Below are 24,374 nucleotides of genomic sequence, written 5' to 3'. Positions count from 1 at the left end.
CTTTAGAGCGCAGCCTCTAGCAACAGGCACCGGCTGTGTCACGACCCATGCGATGGGCCACGCCGGATCAAGCTTTCAGGATACTGTCCGCCCAAGCGGCAAAATCGTTCATGATAATGTCGCGGTTCAGCTCGTTGAGGCTTTCATGGCGGGTTTCCGGGTAAATCTTTGAAGCCAGATTCGAAAAGCCCATTGCCCGCATGCGCTTTGCCAGCCGATCGACGGCCTTGCCATAGTCCGATGCAGGATCCTTCTCGCCGCCGACAAGATTGACGAAGAGGTCGCGCCGGACGCCGGCAAAGCTTTGGTCCTTGCCGCCGTGAAGCGCCATGTCGACCACATCGCGCCACATCGAGATCGAGGCATCCCAGCCGCAAAGCGGATCGGCGACATATTTGTCGACCTCGACCGGGTCGCGCGACAGCCAGTCGAACAAGGTCTGGTGGTTGGGCACGGCCTTGCCCCATGCCTGGAAGGTGAGTTTCGGCAGAAGCCGCGACGGCACGTCGGAACCCAGCCGCATGCGTTCCCAGCCGAGGATGCCCAGTGCCAGCTGGCCGACCAGGCCCTGCGAGAAATTGCCGTTCCAGATCGCGGCGGCATGGACACTCCGGGAATGGCGCAGGATAAAGTTCAGCGCGATCGAGGCGCCCAGCGAATGTCCAAAGGCGATCACCGGCAGTCCCGGATGCTCGGCCGCGATCAGGTCATGGACGGCGCCGACATCGGCGATCACCTTGGCGATGCCGTCGCCGTTCGCGAATCTGCCAAGCGGCGCGTCGGGCGCCTTTGTCGCGCCATGGCCGCGATGGTCATGGGCATAGACGTGGAATCCGCGATCGCTCAGGAAATCGGCAAAGCGCGCGTAGCGCGCCGCATGCTCGGCCAGGCCGTGATTGATCTGGACCACGGCGCGCGCATTTCGCGCGGCTTCTTTCACATAGAGGTTGAGCTCGGCCCCCGTCGGTGAGGCCAGCTTGGTCTTTCTGTCGAACGGCATGTCTCCTCCCTACGCGACTGATGGGCGCGGGTTTCGGCGGCGTCAAGAGAGCACATCCTTTCAACCGTATTGGGAGAGCATGCGCCTATCGCTCTCCTGGGGATTATTTTCGCCTGGCGAAAAAGATCGCAATTCTGACACGTCGGCCGTTCTAGTGTGACGAATCCAATACGGTTCAATGATAGCCGGGAGAGCGGGAATGCGGGTTTGGGTAGTGTGGGGTTCGATGCTGCTGGCTCTGCCCGGCGCCGGCGCGGCGCATGCCGACGTCAAGATGAGCGGCACCTTCGTGGCCGACAGCGCCTGTCCTGCGACGCAAGCCATCAAGAGCGGCAAGAACCCGGGCAATGTCTCGACCGAAACCGGGCAGAGCTACCAGCTTCTGGCCGGCAACAAGGACGAGCCCACCCATTATCTTATCCAGGTGCCGGGCGCCGATCCCGAACGGCGCTGGGTGAAGATCGGCTGCGGCCATGTCACCGGCGGCAGCGCACAGACGACCCCGGCGCCCTCCGGCCAGACCAAGCCGTCAGCCTCTGGAAAACCCGAATATGTCTTTGCGATGAGCTGGCAACCGGCTTTCTGCGAGACCAAGGCCAGCAAGCCCGAATGCAAGGCGCAGAACCCGGGCGAATTCGATGCTTCCCACTTTACGCTGCATGGGCTGTGGCCGCAGCCGAACGGCAATTTCTATTGCCAGGTGTCGGCGGGCGACAAGGCCAACGACAATCCGGCGCATTGGGGAGACCTGCCGCCGGTCAATCTCGACGCCAACACGCGCGCCGAGCTCGACCAGGTGATGCCGGGCACAGCCTCCAAGCTAGAGCGCCACGAATGGATCAAGCACGGCACCTGCTACGGCAAGAGCCAGCAGGAGTATTTCTCCGACGCGCTCAACCTGATGCGCGCGGTGAACGCCTCGGCGGTGCGCGATCTCTTCAACAAGAACATCGGCAAGCAGCTGACCTCGGACGAGATCCGCGGCGCCTTCAACGAGGCCTTCGGCGCCGGCGCCGGGGATCGCGTGCGCGTTTCCTGCCTGGTCGACCCGTCAAGCGGCCGGCGTCTGATCGGCGAGATCACCCTTGGCCTGTTGGGTCCGGTCGGCCCGGACAGTAAGCTCGCCGATCTGTTGCTGGCGTCCGCGCCGACAGGCAAGGCCGGTTGTCCGAAGGGCACGGTCGACGCGATCGGCTTCCAATAGAGCGAGCGTCGTTTGGTCTTATGATCGTTGGCGCAATTCCGAACGGAAGACTAAAGCGAAGGCGACGGGCGCAACCGCTTCACACTTTCCTGGACTGCTTCAGGCCGTCCTCGGCGCCGCCTGCAAGATGATCGCCTCGCTGCCGGGCTCGCCGAACACCCGACCGCGGCCGTTCAACTTGGCCTTGTAGAGGCGCTGGTCGGCCAGCGCGAAATTGTCGGCGCGGCAACGCGTGGTCTCGCTGACGGTGGAGACGCCGGCGCTCACCGTGATGTTGAAGCGGCCGGTGTGCGCCGAGGTCTTGGCCGCGTCTGATGGTCTCGCCGAGCAGCCTGGCGGGCAAAGAGTTGGGTTTCCAATCCCGCAAAGCGCCGCGATCGGTTGCCGGCATGCCGAAAGCGATTGCCGTTCGGCGCTTCATCGCCTACATAGCGCGCAACCCCCATCCACCTTGACACTTCAGTTCCAGGGAAAGCGCGCGTGGCTCGCCAGTTCATCTATCACATGTCCGGCCTGTCGAAGGCCTACGGCACCAAGAAGGTGCTCGATAACGTTCATCTGTCGTTCTATCCGGACGCCAAGATCGGCATTCTCGGCCCCAACGGCTCGGGCAAGTCGACGATCCTGCGCATCATGGCCGGGCTCGACAAGGAGTTTCAGGGCGAGGCGTGGCTGGCCGAGGGCGCGACCGTCGGCTACCTGGCGCAGGAGCCGCAGCTCGACAACACGAAGACCGTGCGTGAAAACGTCATGGACGGCGTTGCCAGGAAGACCGCCATCATCGAGCGCTACAACGAGCTGATGATGAACTATTCCGACGAGACGGCCGACGAGTCGGCCAAGCTCCAGGACGAGATGGACCGCCTCAATCTGTGGGACCTGGAGCAGCAGGTCGAGATGGCGATGGACGCGCTGCAGTGTCCGCCGCCTGACTCCGAAGTGACCAATCTCTCGGGCGGCGAGCGCCGCCGCGTGGCACTCTGCCGGCTCCTGCTCGAGCAGCCAGACCTTCTACTGCTCGACGAACCGACCAACCACCTCGACGCCGAGACCACGCAATGGCTGGAAAAGCACCTGCGCGACTATCCGGGCTCGGTGCTGATCATCACCCACGACCGCTACTTCCTCGACAATGTCACCGGCTGGATCCTCGAGCTCGACCGCGGCCGCGGCATTCCCTATGAGGGCAACTACACCAAATATCTCGACGCCAAGGCCAAGCGCCTGATCCAGGAAGGCCGGGAGGATGACTCCCGCCAGAAGGCGATCTGGCGCGAGCGCGAGTGGATCCAGTCCTCTCCCAAGGCGCGCCAGACCAAGTCCAAGGCTCGTATCAAGGCCTATGAGGAACTGGTCGAGCAGTCGCAGAACCGCAAGCCGACCGACACGCAGATCGTCATTCCGGCGAGCGAACGCCTTGGCAATGTCGTCATCGAGGTCGAAGGCCTCAACAAGGGTTTCGGCGACGAGCTGCTGATCGAGAACCTGTCGTTCAAGCTGCCGCCGGGCGGCATCGTCGGCGTCATCGGCCCGAACGGCGCCGGCAAGACGACGCTGTTCAAGACCTTCACAGGTCAGGAAAAGCCGGACTCAGGTTCGATCCGCATCGGCGAGACGGTCAAGCTCGGTTATGTCGACCAGAGCCGCGACGCGCTCGACCCGAGCAAGACGGTGTGGGAAGAGATTTCGGGCGGCGCCGAAATCATCAAGCTCGGCAAGCACGAGGTCAACAGCCGCGCCTATTGCTCGTCCTTCAACTTCCGCGGCGGCGACCAGCAGCAGAAGGTCGGCAACCTTTCGGGCGGCCAGCGCAACCGCGTGCATCTGGCCAAGATGCTGAAGGGTGGCGGCAATGTGCTTTTGCTCGACGAACCGACCAACGACCTCGACACCGAAACGCTGAGCGCGCTGGAAGACGCGCTGGAAGCCTATGCCGGCTGCGCCGTCATCATCAGCCACGACCGCATGTTCCTCGACCGCATGGCGACCCACATGCTGGCGTTCGAGGGCGACGCGCATGTCGAATGGTTCGAAGGCAATTTCGAGGAATATGAGAAAGACAAGCTGCGCCGCCTGGGCGCCGAAGCGGCGGCTCCGCACCGCATGACGCACAAAAGGCTGACGCGGTAGGATCAGTCCAAGGGCGGCGAACAGGAGCGAGGTTCTCAAATGGCTGATTGGTCCGCCGCCCAATATCTGAAATTCGAGGATGAGCGCACGCGCCCCGCACGGGACTTGGTCGCGCAAGTTCCTGTCGATTTCCCGCGCCGCGTCGTCGATATCGGCTGCGGTCCGGGCAATTCGACCGAGCTTCTGGTCGAACGCTGGCCGGATGCCGAGGTCAGCGGCTTCGACACCTCGCCCGACATGATCGAGAAAGCGAGGGCGCGGCTGCCGAATGTCAATTTCGAGCTGGCGGACGCAACCGAATGGCAGCCCGAACATCCCGTCGACGTCATCTTCGCCAACGCCGTCTTCCAATGGTTGCCCGAACATCCGGCGGTGTTCCAGCGCCTGATGGGACTTCTGGCGCCGGGTGGCGCGTTGGCCATCCAGATGCCGGACAATCTCGGCGAAGCCTCGCACCAGCTGATGCGGGAGACGGCGGCCGAAGTGCCGTTTTCGGCCAAGCTCGAGGGTGCGGCGCGCGGGCCGCTGCCGCCGGTGGCCTTCTACTACGATGTTCTGTCGCCGCTCGCCGACCGGCTCGACATCTGGCACACGATCTACAACCATCCGCTCGCCGATGCCGAGGCGATCGTCGAATGGGTCAAGGCGACGGGCTTGAAGCCGTTCCTCGATCCGCTCGACCCGGATGAGAAGAAGATATTTCTCGACAGCTATACGGCGAAGATCGCCAAGGCCTATCCGAAGACAGCAAACGGCAAGGTGCTGCTGCGCTTCCCGCGCATCTTCATTGTCGCCAAGCGAGCCTGACCATCTGTCGCCATGCGGCGTGCAGCCCCATGGGTTGCCGATTTAAGCTGGCATAAACCGGCCAAATGCGACAAGGGTTGCGTCGGGCCGGTTCCGCGCCCACATCAGAGCCGCACGGCCCGTGCCTAGACGGATTGGACATGCATCGCGTCATCATCAGCGGCATCGGCGCCGAAATCCCTGAGCCCGTCATCACCAATGAAGAACTGGTCGCAAGCTTCAATCGCTGGGTCGACGCCGAGAATGCGCGCCGTGCCTCGACCGGCGAGACGCTGCTGCAGAAATCGGACAGCGACTTCATCGTGCATGCCTCGGGCGTGAAGACCCGCCATGTAATCGAACGCGAGGGCATTCTCGACCCGACGCGCATGACGCCGCGCATTCCGGCGCGGCCGGACGACGCGCTGTCCTTGGAGGCGGAGTTCGGCATCGCCTCGGCAAGGAAGGCTCTTGCCCATGCCGGGGTCGACGGGGCCGACATCGATCTGGTGATCTGCTCGGCCTCGCATCACCAGCGGCCCTATCCGGCGATCGCCATCGAGATGCAGCAGGCGCTGGGCACGAAGGGCGCCGGCTTCGACATGGGCCTCGGCTGCTCTTCGGCCGCCGCCGCGCTGCATGTCGCCGTCAACCTGGTCAGGGCAGGGGCGCACAAGCGCATCCTGGTGTCGACGCCCGAAATCATCACCGGCCATCTCAATTTCCGCGACCGGCAGACGCATTTCATTTTCGGCGACGCTTCGGTCGCCATGGTCGTCGAAGGGCTGGCGCAAGGTGAGAAACGGCCGGGGCGATTCGAGGTGCTCGATACGCGCACCTGGACGCAAATGTCGAACAACATCCGCACCAATCTCGGCTATCACACGCGCACGGCCCAGGAAGATCCCTACATGATCAACCTGGAAGGCAATCTCATCAAGCAGGTCGGCAACAAGGTGTTCAAGGAAGTCACCGTCGCCGGCCAGAAATTCATTGTCGAGTTCCTCGCCGAGCACGGGCTCACCCCGCACGGGATTCGCCGCTTCTGGCTGCATCAGGCCAATGCGCGCATGAACGCGATGATCCTGAAATTGTCCTTCGGCCACGACGTCGACCATGACCGCGCGCCGATGGTGCTGGAGCGGCTCGGCAACACGGCCGGCGCCGGCGCGATCGTGGCGCTGTCGGAAAACCACGCCGACATGAAAGCCGGCGATTTCGGCCTGATCTGCGCCTTCGGCGCCGGCTATTCGATCGGCGGCGCTCTGTTGAGAATGCTGTAGCCGGATCAGGCCGGCATGAAGGGCACCAGCATCGGTACGCGCCTGGCATACTCGTCATAGGCCGGGCCAAGCTCGCCGCGCAGAAAACGCTCTTCCAGCCGCGCCTTGACGATGATGCCGACCAGGATCAACGCGGCGCCCGCAATGCCCCAGACGGTGCCCTTGACCGCCACGGTGGCGAGGACCGAAAGCAGCAGCCCGGTGTAGATCGGGTGGCGGACCAGTCCATAAGGGCCGGTATCGACCACGCGGTGATCGGCCTTCGCCGTCACCGTGGCCGACCAAAGCCGGCCGAGGTGCAGACGCGCCCACCAGGCGAAAGCGATGCCGATGGCGATCACGACAACGCAGATCCAGGCTTCCGTCAGTGTCGGCATCCAAAGCCGCAGCCGGCCGACATAGCCGTGCGCGGGGACGAACAGCAGGATCGTGCCGGCAAGCCAAAGCACCCGATAGCGCGCCTCCGACCTAAAATCCGCGCGCTTGCGCGCCGGATCGGCCCACGCCGCGGCAAGGCTCCAGGATACCACCCAGGACAGCCAGAGCGCGGCGATGGCGTGTCCAACCTGCATGACGGAGCCTCCGCCCGATACGGGCGCCTTCGTCTATGCTCGCGGCACGGCGGCAATGCGGCACGCGACGAACGGCACCCGGCTTTTCCGGTAAGAAAGTCGTGATCGCCGGTGAAGAACAGCGAGGGCCGCGTCATGCCGGATCAAACCGCGGCGGCGGTGGCAGCGGCGATCAGGGCGTCGCCGGTAAATTGCCGGTTGCCGATGCCCCAACCGCCATCGGGTGCATTGACGATGTTGATCCAGGTGTTTTCAGGCTTGTGGCCTGGCACGCAAAGCGAGGCGACGATCCCCGCGGCAGCGGTGATGAAGGCGTTGCGGGTTTCGATCGAGCCAAGGCCGATATTCGGTAGCTTCAACTCCACCATAACCACCGGCCGATTGCCGCCGCCGGCATAGATGCGGTGATGAGGCAGGACGTGGACCGTGCCGCCGACAATTCCGGTGAAGAATGCATTCCCGGTGGCGCCGGAAGCCTCAATGAGCGCCGCGCTGAGGCGGGGCAGGATCTCGCGTTCTCCCGTGGCGGTCAGAACGCCTTCGGGGGCGGTAACGGTGATCGGCATCTTCTATCCTTCCTTGCGTCGAGCGGCATCGACGGCGGGATGCCTGTCACTTGCCATGTTTCGTATTGATTGTTACGTTACTCGGGAGCGACGAGTCAACAGGTTTCGTATCGATCACTATGGAAAATCCGGAAAAGCCGCGCGGGGGCAGACCGCGCGCATTCGACCCCGATGCCGCACTCGATGCCGCCATGCATCTTTTTTGGGAACATGGCTATGAGGCGACCTCGCTTGCCATGCTGCGCGAGGCGATGGGGCTGACGCCGCCGCAGATCTACAACGCTTTCACGGACAAGGAGACGCTGTTTCGCAAGGCGCTGACGCGTTACCACGAGACCGAGATCGGATTTGCGCTGGAGGCGCTGAGCGCGCCGGTCTCGACGCCAGAGGCGATCCGGCGATTGCTGATGGGAGCGGCCGAGGCCTATACCAGGCTCGGCAAGCCCGGTGGCTGCCTGTTCGTCAGCGGGGCTCTGGCCGCCTCGCCGCAGGCGCAAGCCATTGCGGATGAACTGAGGACCTATCGCAAGGCAAATGAAGCGGCGATCGCGCAGCGGCTGGCCAAGGGCCGGGCGGTGGGCGACCTGCCCGAGACGCTCTGCGTGGAAGGTTTCGCCAAATACCTGGCCGGTGTCATGAACGGCATGTCGATCCAGGCCCGGGATGGCGCTTCGGTCGATGAGTTGCGCGCTTTGGCCCAAACCGCTCTTGCGGCCCTGCCGGCCGAAGGGCAAAACCAAGGCGCATGATTGAAGGGCAGAAAGCCATGCCGGACCTCTTTCCAGAGTTTGAGAAGCCGGTCGAAATCATCCCGGCGAACAAGCTTTCCGCACGCGCGGACGCGCTCTACATTGCGCGGTTCGATCATTTCGAAACGCACGCGGTCGAGGAACTGCGGCTCGGCTTCGAGGGCATCGCGGGCGACTTCCATGCCGGCGCGACGCGGCGTTCCGGCGGTCGCGAGCCCTGGTATGCGCGCGGCACCGAAATGCGCAACGAGCGTCAATTGTCGCTTGTCGCCGCGGATGAACTCGCCATCGTCGCGCAACGCATGGGCCTCGAAGAAATCCGGCCGGAGTGGATCGGCGCCAATCTGCTGGTCGAGGGCGTGCCGCGGCTTTCGATGCTGCCGGCAGGCTCGCTGCTGTTCTTCAAGGGTGGAGTGACGATCAAGATCGACGCCCAGAACAAGCCTTGCCGCATCGCCGGTCAGTCGATCGCCGAGCACGTCCGGGCGGCGGATCACGAGGACACCGCGCTGCAGTTTCCAAAGATGGCGAAGCGGCTGCGCGGCCTTGTGGCCTGGGTCGAGAAGCCAGGCATCATCAGGGTTGGCGAAGAGATTTCGGTGCGGGTGCCGGAGCAATGGATCTACCAGGCCTGAGGGCCACGCCGCCGGTAGCGGCGTGGCCCCAGTGCTTCGATCAGGCCTTGCGGTTCTTGTTGGCGCCCTGCGCCATCACCGAGACATCGTCCCACTTTTCCCAGGTGGCGATGCGGTTGGCATATTCCTGCCTGATCATCGGCAGGCCGCCATCGCCGAAGAAGACCCGCAGCGGCGGCTCGGCGGCATCGACGATCGCAAGCATCGCCGGGCCGGTCGCCTCCGGATCGCCGGCGACGGAGCGGCTGCGGCGCTCGGCCATCGCCGCGCGGGCCGGTTCATAGACATCCAACGGCTTGGAGACCTTGGCCGACGGACCGGCCCAGTCCGTGGAGAAGCCGCCCGGCTCGACCAAGGTGACGTGTATTCCGAACTCCGCGACTTCGAGGCTGAGCGACTGGCTGAACGCTTCCAGCGCCCATTTCGACGCATGGTAGAGGCCGAGCGAAGCAAAGGCGTTGACGCCGCCGATCGACGAGATCTGGATGATGTGGCCGGAGCGCTGCGCCCGCATAATGGGCAGCGCGGCCTGGGTGACCCAAAGCGCGCCAAACACGTTGGTTTCGATCTGGTCACGCGCTTCCTGCTCGGTGACTTCCTCGATAGCGCCGAAATGGCCGTAGCCTGCGTTGTTGATGACGACGTCGAGCCGGCCGAAACGCTTGTGCGCCTCGGCGACCGCGGCGTCGACGGCGTTCTTGTCGGTGACGTCGAGCTTCATGGCGGCGACCTTGTCGCCATATTTTTCGACGAGATCGGCGAGTGTGCCGGTATCGCGGGCGGTGGCGGCGACGCGATTGCCACGGGCGAGCGCCGCCTCGGCCCACACGCGGCCAAAGCCCTTCGACGATCCGGTGATGAACCAAACCTTATCAGTCATGATCTGCGATCCTTGCCTTGAGGGCGTCCAGCGCCTCACGGAAACGCCGATCCGCTCCAACTTTTTGATTTGCGCAATTCCGGATGGAAAACCGCGATGAACTTTCCCTGGAATTGCTCTAGGGGCGATGAATTCCGGGAGGTAAGCGGAGGATGCTCCGCTTCATCCATGTACGGTGCTTCCGGCGTTTTTCCAGGGGCGCCACCGGAATTATTTGGCTGCACGGGTCAGGGATAATGCACCGGGCTCGACCAGGCCGGATCGTCATGCCTTTTCCAATAGAGCGCCATCAGGCGTTGCGTTATCGCGCCGACCTTGCCACCTGCGATAGGCGCCCCGTCGATGGTGGTGACCGGCATGACGCCGCCGGCAGTCGAGGTGATGAAGACCTCGTCCGCCGTCTTGAGCGCGGCCACGCTGACATCCGTCGCTACCGCGGAAAGGCTCGCCTCGGCACACAGGTCGAACACGGTGCGGCGCGTGATCCCGGGCAACACACCCGCCGCCGGCGTCGACAGCTTGCCGTCTTTTACGCAGAAGACGTTGAAGCCCGGTCCTTCGGTGACATTGCCGTTGAAATCGAGGACCAGCGCGGTGTCGGCGCCGCGGTCATAGGCATCGTAGAGCCCACGCACCAGGTCCAGCCAGTGGTAATTCTTGATGGATGGATCGATCGAGGCGGGCGGAATGCGGACCTTGTCGCTGATCGCCACCTTGAGGCCGCTGCGCAATTGCTCGGCATTGGCGACCGAACCGAAGGGCACGGCGAAAGCCATGAAGCGGTTGATCGCCTGGCGCGGGTCGCGGCTGAAGGTCGGCGACGCGCCGCGCGTGCACAACATTTCGACGTAAGCCGCGCGGTGGCCGGAGAGCGCGACGCAATTGTGGAGGATTTTGGCAACGCCGTCGCGGTCGAACGGGATGGTCATGCGCAGTTTTTCCAGCCCGCCGAAGAACCGGTCGAGATGCAGGTCGAGGCGGAAGAAGCGTCCGTCCCAGACATGGACCGTGTCGTAGGTGGCGTCGGAATGTAGAAAGCCCCAATCCAGCACCGAGACCTTGGCCTGCGACATCGGCAGATATTGGCCGTCCAGGAAGGCAACGCCATCGGGATAGGCATGCGGGTCGAGATAGCGATCTGAAAGAATGGGAAGCGATCCGGCCGATGCGGCGGCGGCTTGGCTCATTTCATTCCTCCTCGTTGGTCCGGCAAGGCAGGCTAGCGTCCGGTCGCGGATGAAGTAGAGCCAGGCAGACTGCGCCGCTTGGCCTCATTCGTCCTCCTCGTCTTCCTCGAGCAGCCGTGTCGCGCGCCAGCGGGTGAGCACCTCGTTGGTCCGGCCGATCACGAAAAAGCGCGCCGAATCCCGGTCATAGCCTTCTGCAAGCAGCTTCTCGTAGTCGGTATGGGCGTGGCGGACATGTGCGATCGTTGCCAGCCACACAGCGATCGTGGGCGGCAAGGTCTTCATATGCACCGAACCGGCATCGGCGCGGATCTTCTCCATGTCGGCATAAGGGGCGAGCGGCAACAGCGCGGTCAGCGCCTTGGCAATGGCGCGGCGGCGGCCGGTGGGCGCGCTCATTTGTCGTCCCGCCCCGCAATGACCGCTTCGGGGAATGCGTCGGTCGAAGCGTAGTAAGGCTTGATGTCGATGACCGGCGTGCCGTCCAGCACGTCGATGGCGTCGATCTCGACGCGACCGGCCTCGATGTCGAGAGCGATGAGCTTTGCGACATGCAGGCCGACAGGGTTCGGCCGGGCAGGCGAGCGCAGCGAGAAAACGCCTTTCGGCTCAGTCGCGTGGCGCGGTTTCTGTACGATCAGATTGCGCGGCGCGCGATGGAGCCAGGACAGGATGACGATGTGGCTGGCCCGGTCGAGATTTTGCAATCCGGAACGATAGGGCTCGTCGATCAGAACCGTTGCCGTCCGTCCGTTCTCGCGGGCGGCGCGCATGTTCTTCGGACAATCCTCGCGGTTCGTCCAAGGCGAGACGATATGGCCGATGAAGACGACATGGCCGTCCGGCGGCAGTTCCGACGGATCGGCTTCCAGAAGCGTTTCGCCTTCGCGCGTCTCAAACATCCAGGTCATCCTGTGCAGGACCCGCCCATGGGCGCGGATCACGGCTGCGCCATTTTCTTGTCCGGAAGCGACATAGCGCTTGCCAGGGTTTCAAAATCGACATAAACATATCTTTATATCTTTCAACGAGAACCCGCTGATGCATATCTCGCTCGACACAATGGTAGATACATTGAAGGCGGCGGCCGAATCCAGCCGGCTGCGTATCCTGGTGCTTCTGTCGCGCGGCGATCTTACCGTCTCCGACATCACCGAAATCCTCGGTCAGTCGCAGCCGCGCGTCTCGCGCCATCTCAAGCTGCTGCTCGATGCCGGGCTGATCGGCCGCTACCAGGAGGGGTCCTGGGCCTTCTTCAGGCTGACCGATACGGATAATTCTCGCGACTTCGTGCAGCGTCTGGTCTCCGGCATAAGCGAGGCCGATCCGCAGGTGGTGCGCGATCTCGAGCGGCTGGCGGCGGTGAAGCGCAGACGGCAGGACCGGGCGGCCGAGTATTTCTCCGAGAATGCAGCGAGCTGGGATCATATCCGCTCGCTGCACGTGCCGGATCGCGCGGTGGAAGCAGCACTTCTGAAGCTCGTCGGCAAGCGGCCGTTCCAGTCGATGCTCGACCTTGGCACAGGCACGGGCAGGCTGCTTGAAATCTTTGCGCCGCTCTACCGGCGCGGTGTCGGCATCGACATGTCGCGCGAGATGCTGACCGTGGCGCGCGCCAATCTCGACAAAGCGGGCATCGCCAATGCGCAGGTGCGCCAGGGCGACATTTTCTCGCCGCCGGTCGAGCGCAACGCCTTCGACCTCGTAACCATCCACCAGGTGCTGCATTATCTCGACGATCCGGCCCGCGCGATCGGCGAGGCGGCGAGACTGCTGCGGCCGTCCGGTCGGCTGATCGTCGTCGATTTCGCGCCGCATAATCTCGAATTCCTGCGCGACCAGCATGCGCATATGCGGCTCGGTTTTTCCGACCGGCAGATTTCGGAATGGTTCGCGGAAGCCGGGCTCGATCTCGAGGACAGCCAGGAATTCGAGCCGCGTGGCGGCAACGAAGCAAGGCTCACCGTAAAGCTCTGGCTCGCCCGGGACCGCCGCCTGCTGATCGCCGACCCGTCCAACGATTCCTTGCAAGCGAGGGAAACAGCCTGATGAACCAGTTCCGCTTTTCCCGACGCCCCGACATCGGCGACAAGGTCAGGGTCTCATTCGAGTTCTTCCCGCCGAAGACCGACGAGATGGAGACAAGGCTCTGGGACACGGTCACCCGGCTGGAGCCGCTCAAGCCGAAATTCGTCTCGGTGACCTATGGCGCCGGCGGCTCGACGCGCGAGCGCACGGCGCGCACGGTCAAGCGCATCCTCAACGAGACGACGCTGACGCCAGCGGCGCATTTGACCTGCGTCGATGCCGCCCGCGATCAGGTCGACGGGGTCGTGCGCGAGTTCGCCGACATGGGCGTCAAGCGGTTCGTCGCATTGCGCGGCGATCCAGCGGCCGGCGTCGGAACCATCTACAGGCCGCATCCGGACGGCTACGCCAACGGCGCCGAGCTGGTCGGGGCGCTGAAGAGCGCCGGCGATTTCGATATCTCGGTTTCGGCCTATCCGGAAAAGCATCCGGAAAGCCCGGATTTCGCCACCGACATCGACATGCTGAAGCGCAAGGTCGACAATGGCGCGACGCGGGCGATCACCCAGTTCTTCTTCGACAACGATCTTTACGAGCGCTACGTCGAGCGGGCGCGCCGGGCCGGCATCTATATCCCGATCGTGCCGGGCATCCTGCCGGTGCATAATTTCACGCAGGTCGCGAATTTCTCCTCGCGCTGCGGGGCGCTGGTGCCAGCCTGGCTGGCCGAGCGCTTCGAAGGACTGGAGAACGATCCGCAAACGCATGCCCTCGTCGCCTCGGCCGTGGCTGCCGAGCAGGTGCTCGACCTGGTCGAGCGCGGCGTCGGCGATTTTCATTTCTACACCATGAACCGCGCCGATCTGGTGTTTGCCGTCTGCCATATGATCGGCATCCGTTCGCATGAGACCGAGGCGGCCGGATCGGCTGCCGCGTAAAGCAAAGCTGAAATGGAAAAGGCCGGGTAGAACCCGGCCTTTTCGAACTCCTCGGACTATTTTCGGTGCTGGTCTTCCCGTCTTTGGCGGGTCAGGGAAGAACGCCTATGATAAGGGCGCCGATGAATGCGAATGCGGCACAAATCATCAATGCGTTGATCGGCCTCGTCAGTCCCATGCCATAGCCTCCTCTAAGAGCTATGGCTGGAGTCTAGGGTCATTTGGGTCACAGGCAAGCGGAAAATGTGCTGCATTGCGACGTGATTGTGGAATTTGCGACTTCCGATTTACCGTTAGCCGTTGAAACTCTTTGGCAAAAACCGTTTCGAGAGTTGTGAATAAATTGTGGCGGCGCTGTGTCATGACACCGCTACCATCGGCCGAACAGACGGCCGTCGATGGTGACCAATCCGAGTCCGATCAGCGCCATGCCGCTGATTTCGAACAGCGCCAGCCGCTCGCCGAGGAAGAGGAAACCGAGCAGCACCGCGCTGACCGGCACGATCAACGTGACCAGTGAGGCGTTGGTGGCGCCCGCCGAGGCGACGAGGTTGAAATAGAGGATATAGGCGAAGGCGGTGGAGAGCAGCGCCAGCGCCAGCACGGCTGCCCAGACCGGCGGTGAGGCCGAAAACACTCCGGCCGGGCCATAGGCGATCAGCACCACCGGGACCATGATGATGGTCGATGCGGTCAGTTGGCCGGTGGCGATGACCGGCGAAGGCACGCCCTTGAGGCGGCGTGCGATCATCAGGGCGAACGCGTAGGACAGTGAGGCGCCGATCAGCGCGAACTTGGCCCACACAGGTCCGCCCAGCCCGGCAAGCAGGCCTGGTCCGATCATAACCGCGGTGCCGGCAACGCCCAGCGCGATACCGGCCAGCTTGTTCCAGGACAACTTTTCGTCGGTGGTGAGCGCGTTGGCCAGGATCAACGTCCAGAACGGCGTCGTCGCGTTGAGCACCGAGGCGACGCCGGCGCCGAGTTGAGTCTGGCCGGCGAAGATCAGCGAGAAGGGGATGACATTGTTGGTGATCGCCAGCAGGAAGAACAGGCCGGCATGCGGGAAGGCGAGGCCAAACGAAGGACCGCGGACCGCCAGGTAGAGTTGAAGCGCGATGGCGGCGATGGCGACACGAAACAGCACCAGCGCCAGCGGCTGGATCTCGGATACGGCAATGCGGGCAAAGAAGAACGAACCGCCCCAGATCGCGCCGAGCAAGAGAAGCTGCGCCCAGTCCTTGAGCGTCATCGGTCCGCGCATCGGCGCGGCGCCGGCGGTGATGGACATGTCTTGTTCCCTCCCAAGGGCCGATCGCAACCTCGGCTCTCAACTTAAACCAACCGATATCGGATTCAGCGGCAAGGGCCACCCGAAACCTGACCAGTGGCCTAGCGTTGGCAAAAAGTGCGGCCGGCCGAGCGGGATAGCCAGACACAGAACTGTTTTCTTTGGCGGTTAGCTAGGATTAATTGTGCGCACCTGATCGAGGATTCGTCCATGCAGCGATTCGAAAATGCCCGCGAGGCGGCACTGGCGCTTCGCCCGGACGACCCGGTCTACTGCTTTCGCCCTCAGGTGCTCAAAGCGGATGCATTGCAGTTCATGGACATGTTTCCCGGCAAGACCGCCTATGCGGTGAAAACCAACGGCGAGCAGATCGTCTTGAGGACGCTGGTCGAGGCCGGCGTCAGCACATTCGACGTCGCTTCGCCTGGCGAGTTCGCCGCCGTGCGCACGGTCTCGGCGGATGCCGAGATGCTCTACATGCATCCGGTCAAGGCGCAGTCCGATATCAAGCTGGCGCTGGAGAAATACGGCATCCGGGTGATCTCGATCGATCATGAGGACGAGATCACCAAGCTGACGCGCGTCGTGCGTGCCCTCGATATCGACCCGGGCGCCATCACCGTCTTCGTGCGCATCCAGACAAAGGGCCACGCGGCTTACGAATTGTCGAAGAAATTCGGCGCCGGGCCGGCCAACGCGGTCGAGCTTGCCGAGCGGCTCAACCGCACCGGCTACAAGGTGGGGCTCTGCTTCCATGTCGGCAGCCAGATCGAGGATCCCGACACCTATGAGCGGGCGCTGGCGTCGGCCGACTGGGTGCGAAACCGGCTGACATTCGACATTGCCGGGCTCGACGTGGGCGGCGGCTTTCCGGCCGAATACGGGCATGACCCCAATCGCAGGCACATTGAGATGCCATCGCTCGGCCAACTCATGTCGCGGCTGGCGGGCGACCTCACGGAATACCAGTTCGACCAGATGCCGCTGGTCGCCGAACCCGGTCGCGTCATCGTGGCGCGCTGCCTGTCGCTGATCGTGCGGGTGCTGCTGCGCAAGGGCAAGCGGCTCTACATCAATGACGGCATCTGGGCGTCGCTGTCGGATTCATGGACCGGCAAGATCACCCTGCCGGCGCGCTTCATCCCCGATCCCGCGATCCGCGCGCGCAATGGCGACGAAAGCGCCATCGTGCCGTTCAAGGTCTGCGGCGCGACCTGCGATTCCGTCGATATCCTGTCCCGGCCGTTCTGGCTGCCGGAAACGGTCGACACTGGCGACTGGATCGAGATCGGCCATATCGGCGCTTACTCGCTGTCGCTGAGGACGCGCTTCAACGGCTTCTTCCCCGATACATTCGTCGAGGTGACGACGCCCTTCGACGAGGGCGATGCGCCGCAGGGGTTTGCGAGCCTGGAGACGATGGCGGATTAGGCGACCCCGCCACCCGCCTGAATGTTTTCGCCCGTCAGCCAGCGGGCTTCATCGCTGGCCAGGAAGACGGCGACATCGGCAACGTCGCGCGGAGCGCCAATCCGGCCGAAGGGCGACATGCCTGCCGCCACGGCACGATCCCGCTGCGGCAACAGATCGGTGTCGGTGAAGCCCGGCGACAGCGCATTCACGGTGACGCCGCGCGGTCCGAGCTCGCGCGAGAGCACCCGCACGAACTGCTCGACGGCGCCCTTGCTGCCGAGATAGAGCGCCGTCTGCGTGAAGAACATTTTGGTGCCGCCCGTCGAGACCGCGATGATGCGGCCGCCGTCGCGGACACGTTTGGCCGCTTCCTGAAGCGTGAAAAAGGTTCCTCTGGCGTTGGTGCCAAAAACCAGATCGAAGTCGGCTTCGGTAGCCTCGATGAACGGCTTGATGACGGCGATGCCGACATTGGCAACGACGATATCGATGGCGCCGAGCTGGCTCCCTGCCTCGTCGAAGAGGCGGCGGATATCGGCAAGAACCGAAACGTCGGCTTGAATGGCTACCGCCTTGCCGCCCTTGCTGGTGATCGCCGACACGACTTCGTCTGCGGCATTCCTGTTGCCAAGATAGTTGACGACCACGGCTGCGCCATTGGCGGCAAGCCTCTCGGCAATGGCGCGGCCAATGCCGCGCGAGCTGCCTGTAACGATCGCGGTTTTGCCTTGCAGCGACTGAGACATGATTCGATTTTCCTTCACCTTTCAGGCCTGCCGGTCTGGTCCCGGCGGCCGACGATGCAAGAAATAGCGACATGCAATTGGTCGGATAATGCTCTATTATCTGAGTGAGTTGTTAATTCGGGAATACATAATGCGCGGCTCTGACTTCGCCGAGCTCAAGGCGTTTGCGGCAATCGTGGAGGAGGGCAGCTTCGTGCGCGCGGCCGCGCGGCTGCGGGTGTCGCCACCGGCGCTCAGCCAGACGATCCGGCAGTTGGAGGCTCGTGTCGGGGTTCGCTTGCTCAACCGCACGACACGCAGCGTTTCGCCGACCACGGCCGGCGAAACGCTGTTTGTACGCCTTGCGCTTGTGTTCGATGAACTGGAGGACGCCTTGGCGGAAGCCCAGGCCGGGCGTGACCGGCCCGCCGGCTCTTTGCGCATCAACGTACCCCGTGTTGCCGCAATGCGGTTCATCGCGCCGATCCTCGGCGATTTCCAACGCGCCTATCCCGACATTGCGCTGACGGTCATCATCGATGACCCGCTGACCGACATTGTCGAGGGGCGGTTCGATGCCGGTATCCGCCTTGGCGAGCGGCTGGAGAAAGACATGGTGGCGGTCAAACTCGGCGATGACCTTCAAATGGCGGCGGTGGCGGCTCCGGCCTATCTCCAAGGTCGCGCAATTCCGCGCCACCCGCAGGACCTGCATCAGCACCGCTGCATCAATTTCCAGTGGCCGGGCGGCGGCGACATCTACCGGTGGGAGTTCTCTCGCGGCAAGCGCTCCCTGGAAATCGCCGTCAAGGGCAACCTCACCGTCAACGATACGGAACTGATGCTGAAGGCGGCGCTGGATGGGGCTGGCGTAGCCTACATGATCGACTACCAGGTGCAGCCATGGATCGAGAGGGGCAGGTTGGTCCGGTTTCTCGAAGCCTGGTCGCCTGGCTTCCCGGGTTTTTATCTATACCATCCGAGCCGGAGGCTGGTGCCGCCGGCGCTGCGTGCGTTCATCGACTTCGTGCGGTCTAGAGCAATTCCAGGAAAAGTGTGACACGGTTTTCCGTCAGGAATTGCGTCAAAACAAAGAGATAGAGCGTTTCGCCGTTTCCGTGGAACGGTGAAATGCTCTAGGCGCGGTTAGCGCTTACGCTTCAGAGCTTCGCCAGCAACTCCGCTGTCGGCCAGCCATCCACCGGCAATCCAAGCCGCATCTGCTCCTTGCGGACCGCTTCGCGCGTGTTGGTGCCCAGGATGCCGTCGACGGTGCCGACGTCGTAGCCCTTGGCTTCGAGCTTGGTCTGCAGCGCCTTCATCTGGTCACCGTCGAGGCCGGGCTCGGGCGTGCGCGGGTCGAATTGCGGCGCGCCGGCCAGGCGCGTCGCGAGCACCGCCGCGGTCAGCGCATAAGTGAAGGACTGGTTCCATTCCAGATAGACATCGAAATTGTCATAGGTCAGGAAGGCGGGGCCTTTGCGGCCCATCGGCAGCGCCAGGCCAGCCTTCAGGCCATTGTCGATCAAGGGCGTGCCGTTCGGATAGGTCACGCCCCATTGAGCCCACTGCGCCAGCGGCAGCTTGTTGGTGCGGCCGGTCTGGTCCCAGGGCATGTCATCGGGGACGCGCACCTCCTCGACCCAGGGCTGGTCGCGCTTCCAGCCGCGCGACGCGATCTTGTCGGCCGTCGTCATGATCACGTCCGGCACGCTGTTCCTGAGGTCGACCTTGCCGTCGCCGTCGCCGTCGACGCCTCGCGCCAGGTAGTCGGTCGGCAGGATCTGCGTCTGGCCGATCTCGCCGGCCCAGGCGCCTTTGACGTCGGTCGGCAGCACGCCGCGGTCGATCAGGGTGAGCAGCGGCACCAGTTGCGGCCGGAAGAGCTGGGGACGGCGGCAATCATGCGAAAGCGTGACCAGCGCGTTCAATGTATGGAAGTCGCCCTGCACGGCACCGAAATCCGTCTCCAGGCCCCAGAAAGCGGCGATGATCGCCGGCTGGACACCGAACTGCTTGTCGGCGCGGTCGAAGACGTCGGCATATTTCTTCAGATTGGCCGCGCCCTGCTTCAGGCGGTAGCCCGAAATCATGCGGTTGGCGAATTCGGTGAAAGTCTGGGTGAAGACGCCCTGGGCGCGGTCGCGCGCCAACGCTCGCTGGTCAATGGTGGCGTCTTCGAGCGCGTCGAGGCCGACAGCGCCGACGCCTGCCGCCTTGGCTTCGGCCGCCACGCCCTGTTTCCAGGCCTCGAAATCCCCACCGCATTCCTGTGCCGCGGCGGGCAGTGCGCACGCGCCGACGAACAGCGCCGCCAGGATTTCAACGCGCAATCGCATCGCTTTCCTTTCGAGACCGGCACATGAGCCCATCATAACCCGGACAGGATAGGACAGGCGCATGCGAGGATTTCAAAATTCAGGAGCCGCGTTAGGCACTCGCGCGAGCGCGCCGCTCCAGATTACCAGCGGTTGCATGTTCGCCGCCCGCCGTGTCGAAAAGCAGGCCGGGCGGCCGATGTCAACGGGTGTTCTGCCGCAGCCACTTCTTCCAGGCGGCTTCCGAGCCGTTGAAAACATTGATGTCCGACTTGCCGGTCATGCCTGGCACGATGCCGGTTCCGGTGTACTGCCAGAAGGTGAAGGGGTGGCTGCCGTATTTCTCGCGCGGATGGCCGGCGACCGACCGCAGCCAATAGGGATAGCCGCGGAACGTCGCCAACTGGTTGTCGTCGAAGAAGTCGAGCGAAGTGTAGATGATCGGCTTCTTGCCGTAGTGGCGCTCGACGATTTGAAGGAAGGTCGTCATCTCGCTGCGCACCGTCGCCGGGTCGGGGCGCAGCCTGCAGGTCGGCGAGTTCGGGTTCCATTCCATGTCGAGCACCGGCGGCATCGCCGACGGGTCGTTGGGGACATTGGCGATGAACCAGCGCGCCTGGGTTTCCGCCGGCGTACAGAAATAGAAGAAGTGATAGGCGGCGCGCGGGACACCGGCGGCCCTGGAGCGGGCCCAGTGCTCGTTGAAATAGTCGTCGAAGCGGTCGCCGCCTTCCGTCGCCTTGATGAAGGCGAAGGAGATGCCGCTGGCCCGGGCTGTCGGCCAGTCGACCGAGGTCTGGTATTTGGAGACGTCTGTGCCGTGGATGGCATAATTCCACGGCGTGCCGCTGTCCCACTCGTGCGGCTTGGAGTCCTCGAACTTCGGCGCGCGCACCACGGCCGTCTGCGATGACGGCGACAACGGCGAAAGGTCATCGACCGTCGAGCAGGCGCCCAACAGCGTCAGCATCAGGATGGCCGCAAGACGGCGCATGGCATTCCCCGAGCCGGGATCAGCCGGCCGCTGATGGGTCCTCACTGATGGTGGTCGCTTGCGCGTGCCCCCTCCGGACGATCGCCCCACAGGACCGCCCGTTCTTCATGCATGTCGTTGTCCCAAAGCAGCTTGGCACTTTTGGGCGACATCCCTCCGTGATCGCCGAACATGGTTGATAATCCATTGACGGCGCTCGACATCGGTCATGATTTTGCGGAAGCAATGGCGGCAAATCGATGACATAAAGCGGGCCGGAAATCCAAGGGCGCGAAAAGATGCGGGCTGTCGTGAAATTCATCAAATCGCTGCTGGCCCTCATTGTGCTGGCGGTGGTGGCGCTCTTCGCCTGGCTTTACCTGGCGCCGCCCGAACTGATCCGCGTCGGCTCCGGCTATTCGGCCAAGATCGTCTGCTCGAACGTGTTCATCGCCGGCCGAGACCCGAAGGAAGTTCTGGCGGTCGACGTGCAGGCGCCGGGCCATCCGCTGCTGCGCCTGATGAAGGTCTCGGTCGACAAGGAGAGGGGGCTGGTTTCGGCGGGCCTGCTCTGGGTTCTCGGCAAGAGCGTCGCGGTCGAGCGCGACGGCGTCGGCTGCGCGTCGGTTCCGGATGGCGATACCGGCAAGGTGCGTCAGATATCGCTGCGACCGGCGCCATCGACGGCAGCCGCGCCGCCCGATGCGCTCTGGCCCGAAGGTGAGCGGGTGGATGCTTCGCAAAATCCGGAAGTGTCGAAGATCATTGGCAACGTTGCGATGGCCGGCGTCGGCATGCGCGCCGTCGTGGTGGTAAAGAACGGCCGCGTCGTCGCGGAGCGCTATGGCGAGGGGTTCTCGGCCAAGACGCCGCTGCTTGGCTGGTCGATGACCAAGACGGTGAATGCCGCGATCGTCGGCACGCTGGTCAGGGACGGCAAGATGGCGGTCGACAGCAAGGGCCTGTTCGCACCGTGGAAGGTAGACGGCCGCGCCGCCATCAGCCTTGCCGACATGATGGCGATGTCGAGCGGGCTGGCGTTCAACGAGGACTATGGCGACGTCGCCGACGTGACGCGCATGCTCTATCTCGAGCCGGACATGGCGGGCTTCGCCGAGGCCAAGCCGCTGACCGGCGAGGTCGGCAAGGTGTTTTCCTATTCGAGCGGCACGGCGGTGATGCTGTCGCGACTGTGGCAGGACGCGATCGGCGACAAGGCAAAGGCGCTGGCATGGCCGCGCACGGCGCTGTTCGAGCCGCTCGGCATGGACAGCGCCGTTCTCGAGACCGACGAGCAGGGCACGTTCGTCGGCTCGTCCTATCTCTACGCCACGGCCCATGACTGGGCGCGCTTCGGCCAGTTCCTGCTGCAGGGCGGTGTCTGGAACGGCGCGCAGATCCTGCCCGCCGGCTTCGTCGACTGGATGCGCGAGCCGGCGCCCGCTTCGAAGGTCTACGGCAAGGGCCAGGTCTGGATCGAAGGCCCGGGCGACGAGGAAAATCCCGGCGCGGGCACTGCCGCCGGCTTGCCGAAGGACACCTATTGGATGGAAGGCCATGACGGCCAGACGGTGGCGATCATTCCCTCGGAACAACTGGTCGTGGTGAGGCTTGGGCTGACACCGACCAAGCTCAACTACCGGCCGCAGACGATGGTGACTGCGTTGGTCAAGGCGCTACATCAGTAGCGCTGCTATTTTGGCGCGCCGACCACCGCCAGCCAGGCATAGCCGCGATAAAGTGTTCTGAAACGGAAGGTTGCGCCGGTCCGCTTGGATTCCGATTCAAGCACGTCGCGTAGTGAATCACGCGGCATGACATGAAACTTCCGCAGCCAGCCGCGCAGCAGCGCCCTGAACCAGCGCGGCAATCCTTCCTGCTGACCGAAGTCGACCACGTGCAGCGAGCCGCCGGGCGCAAGCGCGGCAAGGGCGGCCGCAACCGTTTTCTCCCAGCCGGGGATCATCGACAGCGAGTAGGACACGAAAACCCGGTCGAAGCGCTCGACACCGAAAAGCGCCTTGGCATCGAAATCGGTAGCGTCGCCGCGCGCCAGGCCGACCCGGGCCGCCAGACCTTCGCGGGCCATTGCGGCATTCGCCGTTTCCAGCATTTCGGCAGAGATGTCGAGGCCGAAAAAGCGGGCATTTCGATAGCGCCGGGCGGCAAGCGCGATGTTGCGGCCGGTGCCGCAGCCGAGCTCCAACACGCTGCCGTTTTGCGGCACGTCCAGCTCGTCGATCAGCCGGTCGCGGCCAAGCAGGTAATATTTGCGGGTCAGGTCATAGATGTGGCGCTGCCAGCGATAGACGCCGTCCATAAGTTCGGCATGGCTGGCCTGCAGCTCCGTCGTGCTCATGCGGCGCGCTTCACATAAAGGTGGAAGCCACCGTAGATGGCCGAGCGGTCCTTGGCTGAGAACTCGCGCGAGGCGTCGCTCTCGTAGGTCCACTGGTCGAGCAGCGAGCTGGAAACGCGGCCGGGCAACAAGCTGGGTTCGGCCGCGGTGCGGAAGATGACGCGTGCGCCGACCGAAGCCGTGCGGGTGATCTCGGTCCACAGCGCGTTGAGCAGATCGTCGGTCATCCAGTCCTGCGCGTCGAGCAGGACGAAGCGGTCGACGGTGCCGGCATCCTTGGCGGCCAGGAACTTGATCAAGTTGGCGTGGTGGATGTGGACTCGATCGATGTTGTCGCGGATCGTCTTATAATTGCGCTGTTCCAGATAGGCGGGGAGCGCCGCCTCGCCGGGTTCGGGGTAGCGGCGGGCGAAGGCCTGCCAGGCGAAATAATTGTTCTTCAGCGGAAAGTCGCAGGCGAGCTTTTCCAGCCGTGCCTTGAGCACGCTCGCCATCGAGCCGTCGCCCGACGTAATCAGCGAGTCATACTGCGCCGGCGGGATGCCGAGACCGAACAGCGAAGCCTTGCGCGACGTCGCCCAGCGCAGGAGCTTCTTGTCGAAGACCGGTGCCAGTTCCTCGTTGAAGAAGCGCCGCTGCTCGCCGAGGTTCTCAGCCTTCATGATGCCGGCCGGATCGACGCCGAACAGTTTGCCGGCGCGATGGCCCATGGCGATGAACAGGCCGAGCAGGCCGGTCTGGTAGAAGTTGCGGTCGAAGACCGAGATACGGCGGCGGCCGCGCCAGTTGCGGCGCTCCCAGTAATGGCGGCTGACCGGATCGAGATGCGGCGCAATGAAGCGATCATAGGCATCCGAATTGTGGCTGGTGTCGGCGGCGCCGAAGAAGCGGAACAGGTCGCCTTGAGACGGCAGGTGGCGCACCGCCTCCAGCTTCATGCGGTTCAGCGCGATGTGCGCGGCATTGAGATCGACGGCATCGATCCTCGCCGGCGAGCGCGTCAGGTAAGCCAGAATGTTGCAGCCGCCCGACGCGATTGTGACGACCCGGTGACCCGCGCCGAGCTGCATGGCCTCCATGTCGACATCCGGGTCTTCCCAGATCTGCGGATAGACGAGGCCGGAAAACAGGAAAGCGAACAACCGCTCGGAAATGCCGTCCTTCGACAATGCGCGGTTCTGGTAGACGGCCTTTCCGACTTCCTTGCCCCGGCGATAAACGAGTTCTCCCGAAACATCCGACATGGCAAGGTGATTCCCCGTTCGCGTTGGCGCAAGCGGGTAGCGCAGCGTCATGACAGGCAGGTGACAGCCTGTTGACGGCAAGTCGACGCTCCG

Annotated in this window: 25 protein-coding genes; 11 read left to right on the top strand and 14 right to left on the bottom strand. The window is 63.7% G+C overall.

Annotated features, from left to right (window positions below; all coding sequences use genetic code 11):
• Positions 1-67: 67 nt before the first annotated feature.
• On the bottom strand, positions 68-1,000 hold the full coding sequence (locus tag F3H96_RS07855) for an alpha/beta hydrolase (RefSeq protein WP_149791376.1): 933 nt from the start codon (positions 998-1,000) through the stop codon (positions 68-70).
• A 199-nt stretch (positions 1,001-1,199) separates the two neighbouring features.
• Between F3H96_RS07855 and F3H96_RS07850 the strand changes: the two genes are divergently transcribed.
• Positions 1,200-2,204 (top strand): ribonuclease, encoded by a 1,005-nt coding sequence (locus F3H96_RS07850; RefSeq protein ID WP_149791375.1) that lies wholly within the window; start codon positions 1,200-1,202, stop codon positions 2,202-2,204.
• A 99-nt stretch (positions 2,205-2,303) separates the two neighbouring features.
• On the opposite strand, the gene F3H96_RS07845 is transcribed toward F3H96_RS07850, so the two are convergent.
• Positions 2,304-2,471, bottom strand: a complete 168-nt coding sequence (locus F3H96_RS07845; RefSeq protein WP_244619933.1) for a hypothetical protein — start codon at positions 2,469-2,471, stop codon at positions 2,304-2,306.
• A 213-nt stretch (positions 2,472-2,684) separates the two neighbouring features.
• Between F3H96_RS07845 and ettA the strand changes: the two genes are divergently transcribed.
• The 3 genes from ettA (at position 2,685) to F3H96_RS07830 (ending at position 6,403) form a co-directional block, all read left to right on the top strand.
• Entirely contained in the window at positions 2,685-4,334 is a 1,650-nt protein-coding gene (gene ettA, locus F3H96_RS07840; RefSeq protein ID WP_149791374.1) for an energy-dependent translational throttle protein EttA, read from the top strand.
• 39 nt (positions 4,335-4,373) lie between these two features.
• Complete coding sequence (gene tam, locus F3H96_RS07835; RefSeq protein WP_149791373.1) at positions 4,374-5,141, top strand: trans-aconitate 2-methyltransferase; 768 nt, start codon at positions 4,374-4,376, stop codon at positions 5,139-5,141.
• Between the two features lie 140 nt (positions 5,142-5,281).
• A complete protein-coding gene (locus F3H96_RS07830; RefSeq protein WP_149791372.1) occupies positions 5,282-6,403 on the top strand; it encodes a beta-ketoacyl-ACP synthase III in 1,122 nt (373 codons plus the stop codon).
• A gap of 5 nt (positions 6,404-6,408) precedes the next feature.
• On the opposite strand, the gene F3H96_RS07825 is transcribed toward F3H96_RS07830, so the two are convergent.
• A complete protein-coding gene (locus F3H96_RS07825; protein WP_149791371.1) occupies positions 6,409-6,975 on the bottom strand; it encodes an isoprenylcysteine carboxylmethyltransferase family protein in 567 nt (188 codons plus the stop codon).
• A 143-nt stretch (positions 6,976-7,118) separates the two neighbouring features.
• Positions 7,119-7,541 carry a tautomerase family protein gene (locus tag F3H96_RS07820; RefSeq protein WP_149791370.1) on the bottom strand — a complete coding sequence of 141 codons (423 nt, stop codon included), beginning with the start codon at positions 7,539-7,541 and terminating at the stop codon, positions 7,119-7,121.
• A gap of 191 nt (positions 7,542-7,732) precedes the next feature.
• On the opposite strand from F3H96_RS07820, the gene F3H96_RS07815 reads away from it, so the two are divergent.
• Complete coding sequence (locus tag F3H96_RS07815) at positions 7,733-8,290, top strand: TetR/AcrR family transcriptional regulator (RefSeq protein WP_244619932.1); 558 nt, start codon at positions 7,733-7,735, stop codon at positions 8,288-8,290.
• Between the two features lie 17 nt (positions 8,291-8,307).
• Positions 8,308-8,925: an MOSC domain-containing protein gene (locus F3H96_RS07810; RefSeq protein WP_149791368.1), complete on the top strand. Its 618-nt coding sequence runs from the start codon at positions 8,308-8,310 to the stop codon at positions 8,923-8,925.
• Between the two features lie 40 nt (positions 8,926-8,965).
• Here the strand turns inward: F3H96_RS07810 and F3H96_RS07805 are convergent, their stop codons facing one another.
• From F3H96_RS07805 to tsaA, 4 genes are all read right to left on the bottom strand, one after another.
• Positions 8,966-9,805 carry an SDR family oxidoreductase gene (locus F3H96_RS07805; RefSeq protein ID WP_149791367.1) on the bottom strand — a complete coding sequence of 280 codons (840 nt, stop codon included), beginning with the start codon at positions 9,803-9,805 and terminating at the stop codon, positions 8,966-8,968.
• Between the two features lie 227 nt (positions 9,806-10,032).
• The gene (locus F3H96_RS07800; protein WP_149791366.1) at positions 10,033-10,992 is read right to left on the bottom strand and encodes a D-amino acid aminotransferase; all 960 of its coding nucleotides are present in this window, start codon (positions 10,990-10,992) and stop codon (positions 10,033-10,035) included.
• An 84-nt stretch (positions 10,993-11,076) separates the two neighbouring features.
• Positions 11,077-11,391: a DUF2293 domain-containing protein gene (locus tag F3H96_RS07795; protein WP_149791365.1), complete on the bottom strand. Its 315-nt coding sequence runs from the start codon at positions 11,389-11,391 to the stop codon at positions 11,077-11,079.
• A complete protein-coding gene (gene tsaA, locus F3H96_RS07790) occupies positions 11,388-11,894 on the bottom strand; it encodes a tRNA (N6-threonylcarbamoyladenosine(37)-N6)-methyltransferase TrmO (RefSeq protein WP_149791364.1) in 507 nt (168 codons plus the stop codon). Before tsaA ends, F3H96_RS07795 begins: the two co-directional genes overlap by 4 nt.
• 139 nt (positions 11,895-12,033) lie before the next feature.
• Here tsaA and F3H96_RS07785 point away from each other — a divergent pair, with 139 nt between their 5' ends.
• Together F3H96_RS07785 and metF are read left to right on the top strand one after the other, a co-directional pair.
• Positions 12,034-13,041, top strand: coding sequence for a metalloregulator ArsR/SmtB family transcription factor (locus F3H96_RS07785; RefSeq protein ID WP_149791363.1), 1,008 nt, complete (start codon positions 12,034-12,036; stop codon positions 13,039-13,041).
• Positions 13,041-13,958: a methylenetetrahydrofolate reductase [NAD(P)H] gene (metF, locus tag F3H96_RS07780; RefSeq protein ID WP_149791362.1), complete on the top strand. Its 918-nt coding sequence runs from the start codon at positions 13,041-13,043 to the stop codon at positions 13,956-13,958. The genes F3H96_RS07785 and metF overlap by 1 nt, the downstream gene beginning before the upstream one ends.
• 370 nt (positions 13,959-14,328) lie before the next feature.
• On the opposite strand, the gene F3H96_RS07775 is transcribed toward metF, so the two are convergent.
• Complete coding sequence (locus tag F3H96_RS07775) at positions 14,329-15,249, bottom strand: DMT family transporter (RefSeq protein ID WP_149791361.1); 921 nt, start codon at positions 15,247-15,249, stop codon at positions 14,329-14,331.
• 210 nt (positions 15,250-15,459) lie between these two features.
• Here F3H96_RS07775 and F3H96_RS07770 point away from each other — a divergent pair, with 210 nt between their 5' ends.
• A complete protein-coding gene (locus F3H96_RS07770; protein WP_149791360.1) occupies positions 15,460-16,680 on the top strand; it encodes an alanine racemase in 1,221 nt (406 codons plus the stop codon).
• Here the strand turns inward: F3H96_RS07770 and F3H96_RS07765 are convergent.
• A complete protein-coding gene (locus F3H96_RS07765) occupies positions 16,677-17,408 on the bottom strand; it encodes an SDR family oxidoreductase (protein ID WP_149791359.1) in 732 nt (243 codons plus the stop codon). The two genes, F3H96_RS07770 and F3H96_RS07765, sit on opposite strands and share 4 nt — an antisense overlap.
• 130 nt (positions 17,409-17,538) lie before the next feature.
• Here F3H96_RS07765 and F3H96_RS07760 point away from each other — a divergent pair, with 130 nt between their 5' ends.
• Positions 17,539-18,447, top strand: coding sequence for a LysR family transcriptional regulator (locus tag F3H96_RS07760; RefSeq protein WP_149791358.1), 909 nt, complete (start codon positions 17,539-17,541; stop codon positions 18,445-18,447).
• A 100-nt stretch (positions 18,448-18,547) separates the two neighbouring features.
• Here the strand turns inward: F3H96_RS07760 and F3H96_RS07755 are convergent, their stop codons facing one another.
• Both F3H96_RS07755 and F3H96_RS07750 read right to left on the bottom strand, forming a co-directional pair.
• On the bottom strand, positions 18,548-19,726 hold the full coding sequence (locus tag F3H96_RS07755) for a lytic murein transglycosylase (RefSeq protein ID WP_149791357.1): 1,179 nt from the start codon (positions 19,724-19,726) through the stop codon (positions 18,548-18,550).
• A gap of 181 nt (positions 19,727-19,907) precedes the next feature.
• On the bottom strand, positions 19,908-20,699 hold the full coding sequence (locus F3H96_RS07750) for a GH25 family lysozyme (protein WP_149791356.1): 792 nt from the start codon (positions 20,697-20,699) through the stop codon (positions 19,908-19,910).
• Positions 20,700-20,977: 278 nt separating this feature from the next.
• Here F3H96_RS07750 and F3H96_RS07745 point away from each other — a divergent pair, with 278 nt between their 5' ends.
• Positions 20,978-22,366, top strand: a complete 1,389-nt coding sequence (locus F3H96_RS07745; RefSeq protein WP_149791355.1) for a serine hydrolase — start codon at positions 20,978-20,980, stop codon at positions 22,364-22,366.
• Between the two features lie 5 nt (positions 22,367-22,371).
• Here F3H96_RS07745 and F3H96_RS07740 read toward each other — a convergent pair whose 3' ends face one another.
• Together F3H96_RS07740 and F3H96_RS07735 are read right to left on the bottom strand one after the other, a co-directional pair.
• Positions 22,372-23,037, bottom strand: coding sequence for a class I SAM-dependent methyltransferase (locus F3H96_RS07740; protein ID WP_149791354.1), 666 nt, complete (start codon positions 23,035-23,037; stop codon positions 22,372-22,374).
• The gene (locus F3H96_RS07735) at positions 23,034-24,332 is read right to left on the bottom strand and encodes a DUF3419 family protein (RefSeq protein ID WP_149791558.1); all 1,299 of its coding nucleotides are present in this window, start codon (positions 24,330-24,332) and stop codon (positions 23,034-23,036) included. The genes F3H96_RS07740 and F3H96_RS07735 overlap by 4 nt, the downstream gene beginning before the upstream one ends.
• Positions 24,333-24,374 lie beyond the last annotated feature (42 nt).

Origin of the sequence: Mesorhizobium sp. NFR06 (assembly GCF_900115245.1) — a bacterium.
Taxonomy (GTDB): Bacteria; Pseudomonadota; Alphaproteobacteria; order Rhizobiales; family Rhizobiaceae; genus Mesorhizobium.
Note: the sequence above shows the minus strand (reverse complement) of the source record. Positions and strands in the feature narration are given on the sequence as shown.